Source organism: Enterococcus sp. H57 (assembly GCF_003112495.1).
In the GTDB taxonomy this organism is placed as follows: Bacteria; Bacillota; Bacilli; order Lactobacillales; family Enterococcaceae; genus Enterococcus_B; species Enterococcus_B faecium.
Genome location: NZ_BEHC01000054.1, coordinates 1 through 10,937 on the forward strand (window position 1 = coordinate 1; position 10,937 = coordinate 10,937).

Consider the following 10,937-nt stretch of genomic DNA (forward strand, 5'->3'; position numbering starts at 1 on the left):
TCCTCGGCATTTCAAATATGCGCCCATAGCTCAACTGGATAGAGTGTTTGACTACGGATCAAAAGGTTAGGGGTTCGACTCCTCTTGGGCGCGTTAATTAAACGGGAAGTAGCTCAGCTTGGTAGAGCACTTGGTTTGGGACCAAGGGGTCGCAGGTTCGAATCCTGTCTTCCCGATAATTATAAATTTAAACACGGGGCCTTAGCTCAGCTGGGAGAGCGCCTGCTTTGCACGCAGGAGGTCAGCGGTTCGATCCCGCTAGGCTCCATTTCATTTAAATAATGAATATCTTTTTCGCGGTGTAGCTCAGCTGGCTAGAGCGTCCGGTTCATACCCGGGAGGTCGGGGGTTCGATCCCCTCCGCCGCGATTTTTAAGAGCCTGGACCTTTAGCTCAGTTGGTTAGAGCAGACGGCTCATAACCGTCCGGTCGTAGGTTCGAGTCCTACAAGGTCCATTGTGGCGTTGTAAGTTTCATATGGAGGATTACCCAAGTCCGGCTGAAGGGAACGGTCTTGAAAACCGTCAGGCGGGTAAAACCGTGCAAGGGTTCGAATCCCTTATCCTCCTTTTTCATATTATCGCGGGATGGAGCAGTCTGGTAGCTCGTCGGGCTCATAACCCGAAGGTCGTAGGTTCAAATCCTGCTCCCGCAATTAAAAACTAAAAACACTGGTTCCGTGGTGTAGGGGTTAACATGCCTGCCTGTCACGCAGGAGATCGCGGGTTCGATTCCCGTCGGAACCGCCATGCGGGTGTAGTTTAGTGGTAAAACCACAGCCTTCCAAGCTGTTGTCGCGAGTTCGATTCTCGTCACCCGCTTTTAGTTTTTTATGGGCCTATAGCTCAGCTGGTTAGAGCGCACGCCTGATAAGCGTGAGGTCGATGGTTCGAGTCCATTTAGGCCCATTAGTACAAAATCTTATTGGTTTTGGGGAAGTACTCAAGTGGCTGAAGAGGCGCCCCTGCTAAGGGTGTAGGTCGGGAAACCGGCGCGAGGGTTCAAATCCCTCCTTCTCCGTTTCAATATTTTGTTTTACCTGGCCCGTTGGTCAAGCGGTTAAGACACCGCCCTTTCACGGCGGTAACACGGGTTCGAATCCCGTACGGGTCATTAATTTAATATAGTTTTACATGGAGGATTACCCAAGTCCGGCTGAAGGGAACGGTCTTGAAAACCGTCAGGCGGGTAAAACCGTGCAAGGGTTCGAATCCCTTATCCTCCTTTTTCATATTATCGCGGGATGGAGCAGTCTGGTAGCTCGTCGGGCTCATAACCCGAAGGTCGTAGGTTCAAATCCTGCTCCCGCAATTAAAAACTAAAAACATTGGTTCCGTGGTGTAGGGGTTAACATGCCTGCCTGTCACGCAGGAGATCGCGGGTTCGATTCCCGTCGGAACCGTTTGGCTCGGTAGCTCAGTTGGTAGAGCAATGGATTGAAGCTCCATGTGTCGGCAGTTCGATTCTGTCCCGCGCCATTATGCGGGTGTAGTTTAGTGGTAAAACCACAGCCTTCCAAGCTGTTGTCGCGAGTTCGATTCTCGTCACCCGCTTTTAGTTTTTATGGGCCTATAGCTCAGCTGGTTAGAGCGCACGCCTGATAAGCGTGAGGTCGATGGTTCGAGTCCATTTAGGCCCATTTATTTTATTGGCCCGTTGGTCAAGCGGTTAAGACACCGCCCTTTCACGGCGGTAACACGGGTTCGAATCCCGTACGGGTCATGAAAGATACTTTTTGAGTATCTTTTTCTTTTTATCTGAAAGAATGATTTTAAAAAGCTTAGCAGAGTTATCTTTATGGATGATTGTGCTAAGCTTTTTTGGACAGTTCTAATGTAAAATATTTTTATATTTTTTAAGCAAAAAAATGAAAAAATACGAGCAGAAAACTGTTTTATCTGCTATACTTGGTTCGTTGCAAGTTCCCGAAAGGATCCGCAGGACGGAGATGCCTTGTAACCGAATTTAACTAGGGGGAATCATTATAATGGTAGAAAGACACTTATTTACATCAGAATCTGTTTCTGAAGGACATCCAGATAAAATTGCTGACCAAATCAGTGATGCAATCTTGGATGCAATTTTAAAACAAGATCCAACAGCACGAGTAGCGTGTGAAACGTCTGTAACAACTGGTCTTGTTTTAGTATTTGGAGAAATATCTACGACGGCATATGTAGATATTCAAAAAGTCGTACGGGAAACAATAAAAGAAATTGGTTATACACGTGCAAAATTCGGATTTGATGGAGATACAGCAGCTGTATTGGTTGCGATTGATGAACAATCTCCTGATATTGCTCAAGGAGTTGATGAAGCACTTGAGATCCGGGATGAAGATAAAAAAGACGTATTAGATGAGATTGGTGCTGGCGACCAAGGTTTAATGTTTGGGTTTGCTGTAGATGAAACACCAGAATTGATGCCTTTACCAATTGCTTTGAGTCATCGTCTGGTACGCCGCTTGGCAGATTTGCGTAAATCAAATGAATTAACGTATTTACGTCCAGATGCAAAATCTCAAGTAACGGTTGAATATGATGATCAAGGACAACCGGAACGCGTAGATACAATCGTTATTTCAACACAGCATGATGATGCAGTAGATAATGAAACAATTCGTCATGATGTCATCGAAAAAGTAGTGAAGGAAGTTATTCCAGCTGAATTATTAGATGATCAAACGAAATATTATATCAATCCGACTGGCCGATTTGTCATTGGTGGTCCTCAAGGGGATGCCGGATTAACAGGAAGAAAAATCATTGTTGATACGTATGGCGGTTATGCTCGTCATGGTGGCGGTGCTTTTTCTGGTAAAGATGCGACAAAAGTTGACCGTTCTGCCAGCTATGCTGCACGTTATATTGCTAAAAACATTGTTGCAGCAGGGCTTGCTCGCAAAGCAGAAGTACAGCTAGCTTATGCGATTGGTGTTGCTCAACCTGTTTCGATCTCAATCAATACTTTCGGTACTGGAACGGTTCCGGAAGAAGAACTGATTGCTGCAGTGAGAGAAAACTTCGATCTTCGGCCAGCAGGAATCATCGAGATGCTTGATTTGCGTCGTCCGATTTACAAACAAACAGCTGCTTACGGTCATTTTGGTCGTACAGATGTAGATTTGCCTTGGGAACATACGGACAAAGTAGATGCGTTGAAAGCAAGTTTAGCAAAATAAGTTATATTCAGCTGGAACGATCGCCAAGTGGTGGTTGTTCCAGCTTTTTTTATGGCAGTTAACCTCTTGAAAAAGATAGTAATTATTTATCTATTTTTAGATCCTGTCATAATGAAAGGGAGGAATAAGATGAAAAAAGAAACAAATGTTACTTTGGTCACAGTGAGTATTTTCATTGCAACGTTCATGACGGCTATTGAAGGTACAATCGTAACAACCGCTATGCCAACGATTGTCGGTTCATTACATGGAATGGAAATCATGAACTGGGTATTTTCGATTTATTTACTGACAAACGCTATGCTTACTCCGATTTACGGAAAACTTGCGGATAAAGTGGGACGGAAACCAATCTTTATTTTTGGGACATTATTGTTTATTATCGGTTCGTTATTTTGCGGTTTATCTCAAAGCATGATTGGGTTGATTGCTGCTCGTGCGATTCAAGGGATGGGTGCTGGGGCAATGATGCCAGTAGCTTTGACGATCATCGGCGATCTTTATTCTATTGAAAAGCGAGCAAAAGTTTTAGGTTTGAATAGTTCAGCCTGGGGGATTGCCAGTGTTTTTGGACCGCTTGCGGGAGGATTCATCGTTGAAACGATCAGCTGGCACTGGATCTTTTTTATCAATGTGCCGATCGGTATTCTATTAATTATTTTGATTTGGCTATATTTAAATGAACCAAAAATCATACATGAGTCTAAACCAATGGATATTTTTGGTAGTTTTAGTTTGATGGCTATGCTGGTCTCATTGCTGTTAGGGTTCCAATTATTAGGAGACGAGGGAATGAGTCCGCTTGTTTCTGCTTTGTTGCTAGGCAGTATCGTACTGTTGGGTGTTTTTATTTTTGCTGAAAAAAGAGCTAAAGATCCTGTCATCATGATGCATTTATTCAAAAATCCACTATTTGTTGTGGTAAACTTGGCTGCAGCATTGGCTAGTGGTTTTTTGATGGGAATCGATGTTTATATTCCTATGTGGATGCAAGGTGTATTAGGACTGAATGCAGCAATTGGTGGGTTGGTATTAGCACCATTATCACTAGTCTGGATGGTCGGTTCTTTCCTTGCAAGCAAGTGGATGACTCAAATGAAAACTCATTGGGTCTTGAGAATTGGACTACTAATCGCAGCTATTGGGGGCGCTTGGTTGTATCTTATGCCTTTCAGAAGTAACTATTTATGGTTTTTTGCTATATCAACGGTCATCGGTATAGGCTTAGGTGTGACCATGACTACCTCGACTGTCAGTGCACAAAATAGTGTATCTCGTGACCAGCTTGGTGTAGCAACTTCTTTTAATACGTTAGTTCGAACAATTGGTCAAACAGTCATGGTTTCTATTTTTGGTTTATTGATAAATGGGGTAACTAAACGAGAACTTGCAGCAGCAAATTTAACAAATGATGCAGATATCATGAATAAACTGGTGAATCCACAAACGGCTAAATATATTGATGCGGATATTTTGTTACCATTAAGAAAAATTCTTTATGATGGGTTACATTCCGTTTATCTAGTTGGCTTGTTACTCGTGATCATTGCTTTGGTCTTAACGCTTCTCGTTCATGAAAAAAGTGGTAAAATAAAACAGTAGTTTCGGTTAAGATATGTACGTAGCCGAATCATTCAAATTTAAAGTTATTCAAAAATAACTTCTTACTAAGGAAGGCGAAAATATGGCATTTATTCAAGCAAATATTTATTCGAATGTGTTAGAAATGGAAGTCAATCTAAATGTGATACTACCGCAAACAACAAAAAAGGTGATTGGCACCAGTTCAGAGCAAGAGACAACGGATATACCTGTTTTATATTTACTTCATGGAATGGGTGGCAATCATAGTGTATGGGAAAGACGTACGTCGATTGAACGTTATGTAGCAGACTACGGATTAGCTGTCATCATGCCATCTACTGATCTTGGCTGGTACACAGATACAGTTTATGACATGAAGTATTGGACATTCATTGCAGAAGAGCTACCTGAGATTTGTCATGAATTATTCCCGCAATTAACAAGAAAAAGAGAAAAAACATATGCCGCTGGATTATCGATGGGCGGATATGGCGCGTTAAAACTAGGCCTTGCAAAATCAGAAAATTTCGCAGCAGTAATCTCTCTTTCAGGCGCTGTTTCTGTAGGAAATCGAATGGATGATCTTTTGATGGTTCGTAAAGCAGCTTTTTGGGAAGGGATCTTTGGACCATTGGATCAAATCGAAGGTTCAAAAAATGATCCGCAATACTTATTGAAAGAACTAGTAAAAAGCGGAAAACCAGTTCCAAGATTTTATATGGCTTGTGGGGAATCTGATTTTCTTTATCAGGCAAATCAGGAAATGGTATCTGCTATGCAGGAACAAGGCTTGGCGGTCACCTTTGAACAAGGACCTGGCGATCATAACTGGATCTTCTGGGACCAATGGATTCAACGTGCATTGGCGTGGCTAATGGAAGAAAAATAAAAAAAGAGTCTTAAAAAGATAGCTCCTATAGAGATCACAAACATAGTGATCTCTATAGGAGCTTTTTTACTGCTCGTTTTCTCTTCTTTTATTTTGTTGGCATAAGCCTTCAATATAGGTTTGTGCACTCGTTAGAAAGAGTGCTTTTTCATTCAATTCTGCATGGGACTGCATACTTTCTTTAAATCCCTCTAATTGATTTTCAACTACATAATTACGCATAAATAGAACTGTTTCTTTCAAAAATTCATTTCCGTCCATAATCTTTTGTCGAAGCTGCTGTTCATGCTGCTGATCCATTAACTGTCCAATCAATAAATTGTGGAGAGAGGCAATGGCCTGATGACTTTGGGTGACTGAAAATCCTTCACGAACAAGTAATTGGATCATTTGCTCCAAATGTTCTAATCGACTCGGAAAAGCGGGCACAGTATTGATTTCTAATTCTGCCCCACAAGGGAAACGTGTGTAAAGGTCATAGTAATTTTCCATATACTGCAGCAACTGTTCATTCCAAGGCAAAGTTGGATCTGGAAGCGCTAATTCATCTTCCATTGTTTCAGCCATTTTCTGCAAGAGCTGTTGTTTGTTTTTGAAATACCAATATAAAGCAGGTGCTTGAACATGAATTCTGTTTGCGATGTTTCGCATGGAAAGCTGCGAAAGAGCTTGTGTTTCAGCCAGGATATCAAAGGCGGCCTGAATGATGATTGCTTGAGAAAGCTTTATTTCCATTTTATCAACCTCGTGTATTGCATTATCTTTTTAAACATGGTAAATTGTTAGTCGGTCTAATTTTACAGTGTTAAATTAGTCCTGTCAATTTAAACAAAGGGGTGTAATCAACGAATGAAATTAATCTTACGACATGCGAAAAAATATAAAGTAGCTGTTTTTATTTCCTTGCTGTCCGTAGCAGTCATGGTTGCAGCAGCATTATGGCAACCTAAGTTACTACAGCAAGTATTGGAAGCTATTATTACAGAAGATAATGATGAAATGAAAACAATTGGTATTTACCTGATCAGTCTGGCTTTGCTAGGATTAGCCGCAGGTGTAACGAACACGATTTTCTCTGCAAAAGTAGCTCAAGGCGTAAGTGCAGACATCCGAGAGGAAGCTTTTCGAAAGATCCAGACATTTTCATTTGGGAATATCGAACAGTTTTCTGCTGGAAATCTTGTTGTTCGTCTAACAAATGATATCACGCAAATCCAAAATTTAGTGATGATTTCTTTGCAATCACTTTTTCGAATTCCATTTCTATTTATTGGTGCGTTCATTTTAGCTATGATCACGATGCCGCAATTATGGTGGATCATCGTAGCGCTTATCGTTACGGTATTTCTGATTACGGCACTTTCATTTACAAGGATGGGCAAGCACTTCATGATCATTCAAAAACTGATTGATCGTGTGAATAGCATTGCAAAAGAAAACTTACTAGGGATTCGTGTGGTGAAATCTTTTGTACAGGAAGAAAACCAATTGAAGACATTCAGCAAAGTAAGTGAGGACTTAACAAAACACAACATCATAGTCGGTACATTATTTTCTGTGATGATCCCGTCCTTCATGTTGGCTGCCAATTTGGCTGTTGTCGGTGCGATTTTTTTTGTGAGCGATCTTGTTAAAGATGATCCTACGTTAATTGGTGGAATTGCTTCATTCATGAACTACTTGATGCAGATTATGATGGCAATCATTATTGGCGGAATGATGATGATGATGACTTCAAGAGCAGCGGTATCGCTGAAGCGGATCACGGAAATTTTAGATGCTGAACCAGATCTTACTTATTTAGACGTTCCAGAACAAGAGTTGACGGGTTCTGTCACTTTTGACCATGTTTCTTTTCGTTATCCTGGTGAGGATACAGATACGCTTAAAGATATCAGCTTTTCTATCAAACCTGGAGAAATGGTTGGTATCGTCGGGGCGACTGGTGCCGGGAAGTCAACACTAGCACAATTGATCCCTCGTCTATTTGATCCGACAGAAGGCAAAGTTGAAGTAGGTGGTGTAGATCTTCGTCAAGTAAATGAAAAGAGTTTAAGACAAACGGTTTCCTTTGTTTTGCAAAAAGCAATTTTATTCTCAGGAACGATTGCTCAAAACTTGCGTCAAGGGAAAAAGAATGCAACAGAAAAAGAGATGGAACATGCTTCTTCTATTGCTCAAGCAAAAGAATTCATCGAAAAGTTATCTGATCGTTACGAAGCACCAGTAGAAGAACGTAGCAGTAACTTTTCTGGTGGTCAAAAGCAACGTTTATCCATTACTCGTGGCGTTATCGGTAATCCAAAGATCTTGATCCTAGATGACAGTACGAGTGCATTGGATGCTCGCTCTGAAAAGCTGGTCCGAGAAGCACTCGATCGAGATTTGAAGGGAACAACGACGATTGTCATCGCACAAAAAATTGCTTCTGTTGTCAAAGCAGACCGCATCTTAGTATTGGATGAAGGCAGATTAGTCGGCGAAGGAACCCATGAGGAATTGGTAGCTGGAAACCGTGTCTATCAGGAAATCTTTGAAACTCAAAAAGGAACGGAGGAGTAAGTATGACTGATCTAATAAAAGCAAGTAAATTTTTCTATCACTATTTGAAGCGGTACAAACTCTCCTTTTTCTTTATCTTTATCACAGTGATCATTGCTACCTATCTACAAGTAAAGGCACCTCAATACATCGGGGAAGCTTTTCAAGAATTAGCTAATTACGTAGGAGGCTTGATGCAAGGCGTAGACGATAAAAGCAAATTTGTTTCTGTAATATGGAAACTCTTGCTGTTTTATGTACTAGCTAGTGCAGCCAACTTTATCTATAGTATTTTGTTCACACAAGTAGTAGGGAAGTCAACGAACCGAATGCGTATCGGTCTATTCAACAAATTGGAAAAATTGACGATCCGTTTCTTTGATTCTCATCAAGACGGTGAAATTTTAAGTCGTTTTACCAGTGACTTAGATAATATTCAAAATAGTTTGAACCAAGCTTTGCTTCAAGTCATCACGAATGCTGTTTTACTTGTCGGGATCTTGATCATGATGTTCCGCCAAAATGTAGAGTTAGCTTGGGCTACAATTGCTTCCACTCCAGTAGCCGTTTTGATAGCTGTCTTGATTATCCGCAAAGCACGGAAATATGTGGATCTTCAGCAAGATGAAGTGGGGAAACTAAATGGTTATATGGATGAAAAAATCAGCGGACAACGTGTCATCATCACAAATGGCTTACAAGAAGAAACGATTGAAGGATTCTTAGAGCATAATCAAAGTGTTCGCGAAGCAACCTTCAAAGGACAAGCTTATTCTGGTCTACTATTTCCGATGATGCAAGGAATGTCACTGGTCAATACAGCGATAGTTATCTTTTTCGGCGGCTGGTTAGCATTAAATGGTGATTTGGAACGTTCGGTGGCATTAGGCTTAGTTGTGACATTCGTCCAGTATTCACAACAATATTACCAACCACTGATGCAGATTTCATCTGGATACAGCATGATCCAATTAGCGATTACAGGGGCAAGACGATTGAATGAAATGTTTGATGAAAAAGATGAAGTCAAACCAGAAAACGGTAAAGCATTTGATGGTGTTGAAAAAGGTCTTGCGTTGCAGCACGTAGATTTTGGTTATTCTCCAGAAAAACTAGTCTTGAAAGATGTCTCGATCAATGTGGACAAAGGAGAAATGGTTGCTCTTGTTGGTCCAACAGGATCGGGGAAAACGACGATCATGAATCTGCTAAACCGTTTTTACGATGTCAATGATGGTTCAGTAGTCATCGATGGAATAGATATCCGAGATTATGATCTTGATGCATTACGTAGACATGTAGGAATCGTTTTGCAAGAATCTGTATTGTTCTCCGGAACGATCAAAGACAATATCACATTCGGCAAACCGGACGCTTCAGATGAAGAAGTCATCAATGCAGCAAAACAAGCGAATATTCATGACTTCATCATGACGTTAGAAAAAGGTTATGATACAGAGATATCCGAAGAAAATAACTTATTCAGTACAGGTCAAAAGCAGTTGATCAGTATTGCTCGAACGATCATCACAAATCCATCTTTATTGATTTTGGATGAAGCAACAAGTAATGTAGACACGGTAACAGAAGCAAGGATCCAAAAAGCAATGGATGAAGCAATCAAAGGAAGAACCAGCTTTGTGATTGCTCACCGGCTGAAAACAATCTTGAATGCAGATAGAATCGTTGTCTTGCGTGATGGGGAAGTCATTGAAGAAGGCAGTCATCACGAGTTATTAGCAGAAAATGGATTTTATGCGGAACTTTATCATAATCAATTTGTATTTGAAAGTTAAATTAAAAGAACCTCGTTATAACGGGGTTCTTTTTATATATTTTATGTTGTTTGTTTTTATAAGGGGCAGAAAAGGGGCAATTTAAATTTCTATTTTTCCTAGTTTTTCTACTAGTTGATTTTGCATATTTTTAGTTGTATGAGTATAAATCTTTAATGTTGTTTTTGAATCTTCATGTCCTACACGATCCATAATGGCTTTTAATGGGATTCCTAATTCTGTAAGTAGAGAAATGTGGGAATGCCTTAACATGTGAGAAGAAACTTTTTTATCTATGTTTAATTCTTTGGATACTGCTCTTAAAGATTGATTATATGCTTGAATAGATATCGGGTTACCATTTTTAGAGATGAAAATGTATTTATCTTTATTATTCTTAACTAATTTGTTTTCTTCAATTAATTGATCTATGATTTCTTTAGCATTACTTGATAATTCAATGGTTCTATAAGAACCTGTATTTTTAGTTGTTGTTTTAATTTTTAACTCGTAATCATAAGTACCAGAAACCGTAATTTTATTACCATCATAATCAGATTCAGTCAAAGATATCAATTCACCATAACGTAGTCCAGTTAAAAACAAAAATTTAGTAATTAAAGAATAACGTGACTGTTGATGTGAACTTTTTTGTTTACTAGCAATCATTTGAACTTCTTCTTTTGATAAATAACCATCTTTTTCTTTTTTTATTTCTTCGTTTGTCTTAGGTTTTCTTGCTAAAGAAACCCCATTTACGGGATTATATTTTAATCCATATCGACGGTTGGCGAATTTAAAAATCATTCCTGTAAAAGTTTTTAAATGTATTACATAATTATATGATAAATTTTTTTCAAAATAGTAGTAATCTGAGAGTATAAAATATTTTGTGTAAATGAAAAAATCCATACAAAAAAGGAAGTCCCTTCTGTAGAATAAAGTTAACGACAACCAATTCACAGAA

The 10,937-nt window shown here is 39.7% G+C and carries 7 protein-coding genes, 19 tRNA genes and 1 riboswitch; of the genes, 24 read left to right on the plus strand and 2 right to left on the minus strand.

Translation table 11 applies throughout. The annotated features are described in order from the left end of the window. Positions 1–19 precede the first annotated feature (19 nt). The 22 genes from DIZ30_RS10170 (at position 20) to DIZ30_RS10275 (ending at position 5,654) form a co-directional block, all read left to right on the plus strand. A tRNA-Arg gene (locus tag DIZ30_RS10170) sits at positions 20–93 on the plus strand. Between the two features lie 9 nt (positions 94–102). Then, a tRNA-Pro gene (locus DIZ30_RS10175) sits at positions 103–176 on the plus strand. Between the two features lie 19 nt (positions 177–195). Next, a tRNA-Ala gene (locus tag DIZ30_RS10180) sits at positions 196–268 on the plus strand. A 27-nt stretch (positions 269–295) separates the two neighbouring features. Next, positions 296–369 (plus strand) — tRNA-Met (locus tag DIZ30_RS10185). 13 nt (positions 370–382) lie between these two features. Next, positions 383–456: transfer RNA gene (locus tag DIZ30_RS10190), tRNA-Ile, on the plus strand. Between the two features lie 23 nt (positions 457–479). Further along, positions 480–569 (plus strand) — tRNA-Ser (locus DIZ30_RS10195). A 12-nt stretch (positions 570–581) separates the two neighbouring features. Beyond that, positions 582–655 (plus strand) — tRNA-Met (locus tag DIZ30_RS10200). A gap of 18 nt (positions 656–673) precedes the next feature. Then, a tRNA-Asp gene (locus tag DIZ30_RS10205) sits at positions 674–749 on the plus strand. A 1-nt stretch (position 750) separates the two neighbouring features. Continuing rightward, positions 751–821 (plus strand) — tRNA-Gly (locus DIZ30_RS10210). 13 nt (positions 822–834) lie between these two features. Further along, positions 835–908, plus strand: a tRNA-Ile gene (locus tag DIZ30_RS10215). 24 nt (positions 909–932) lie between these two features. Beyond that, positions 933–1,020: transfer RNA gene (locus DIZ30_RS10220), tRNA-Ser, on the plus strand. Between the two features lie 21 nt (positions 1,021–1,041). After that, positions 1,042–1,113, plus strand: a tRNA-Glu gene (locus tag DIZ30_RS10225). Positions 1,114–1,135: 22 nt separating this feature from the next. Further along, a tRNA-Ser gene (locus DIZ30_RS10230) sits at positions 1,136–1,225 on the plus strand. Between the two features lie 12 nt (positions 1,226–1,237). Then, a tRNA-Met gene (locus DIZ30_RS10235) sits at positions 1,238–1,311 on the plus strand. Positions 1,312–1,329: 18 nt separating this feature from the next. Next, a tRNA-Asp gene (locus DIZ30_RS10240) sits at positions 1,330–1,402 on the plus strand. 3 nt (positions 1,403–1,405) lie between these two features. Continuing rightward, positions 1,406–1,478: transfer RNA gene (locus DIZ30_RS10245), tRNA-Phe, on the plus strand. Positions 1,479–1,482: 4 nt separating this feature from the next. Further along, a tRNA-Gly gene (locus tag DIZ30_RS10250) sits at positions 1,483–1,553 on the plus strand. Between the two features lie 12 nt (positions 1,554–1,565). After that, positions 1,566–1,639 (plus strand) — tRNA-Ile (locus tag DIZ30_RS10255). A gap of 11 nt (positions 1,640–1,650) precedes the next feature. Then, positions 1,651–1,722: transfer RNA gene (locus DIZ30_RS10260), tRNA-Glu, on the plus strand. A 188-nt stretch (positions 1,723–1,910) separates the two neighbouring features. Continuing rightward, positions 1,911–1,990: riboswitch (SMK box riboswitch) on the plus strand. Then, complete coding sequence (gene metK, locus DIZ30_RS10265) at positions 1,988–3,181, plus strand: methionine adenosyltransferase (protein ID WP_002289731.1); 1,194 nt, start codon at positions 1,988–1,990, stop codon at positions 3,179–3,181. It overlaps the preceding riboswitch by 3 nt. A gap of 129 nt (positions 3,182–3,310) precedes the next feature. Next, on the plus strand, positions 3,311–4,783 hold the full coding sequence (locus DIZ30_RS10270; protein ID WP_098188839.1) for an MDR family MFS transporter: 1,473 nt from the start codon (positions 3,311–3,313) through the stop codon (positions 4,781–4,783). Between the two features lie 82 nt (positions 4,784–4,865). Further along, positions 4,866–5,654: an alpha/beta hydrolase family protein gene (locus tag DIZ30_RS10275; RefSeq protein WP_002299077.1), complete on the plus strand. Its 789-nt coding sequence runs from the start codon at positions 4,866–4,868 to the stop codon at positions 5,652–5,654. 66 nt (positions 5,655–5,720) lie between these two features. On the opposite strand, the gene DIZ30_RS10280 is transcribed toward DIZ30_RS10275, so the two are convergent. Continuing rightward, positions 5,721–6,389, minus strand: coding sequence for a TetR family transcriptional regulator (locus DIZ30_RS10280; RefSeq protein ID WP_002299075.1), 669 nt, complete (start codon positions 6,387–6,389; stop codon positions 5,721–5,723). 114 nt (positions 6,390–6,503) lie between these two features. Between DIZ30_RS10280 and DIZ30_RS10285 the strand changes: the two genes are divergently transcribed. Together DIZ30_RS10285 and DIZ30_RS10290 are read left to right on the plus strand one after the other, a co-directional pair. Continuing rightward, complete coding sequence (locus tag DIZ30_RS10285; RefSeq protein ID WP_002299074.1) at positions 6,504–8,216, plus strand: ABC transporter ATP-binding protein; 1,713 nt, start codon at positions 6,504–6,506, stop codon at positions 8,214–8,216. A gap of 2 nt (positions 8,217–8,218) precedes the next feature. Further along, positions 8,219–9,991 carry an ABC transporter ATP-binding protein gene (locus DIZ30_RS10290; RefSeq protein WP_002299072.1) on the plus strand — a complete coding sequence of 591 codons (1,773 nt, stop codon included), beginning with the start codon at positions 8,219–8,221 and terminating at the stop codon, positions 9,989–9,991. An 81-nt stretch (positions 9,992–10,072) separates the two neighbouring features. Here DIZ30_RS10290 and DIZ30_RS10295 read toward each other — a convergent pair. Then, a partial coding sequence (locus DIZ30_RS10295; protein ID WP_234414802.1) for a site-specific integrase occupies positions 10,073–10,937 on the minus strand: 865 nt, incomplete at its 5' end.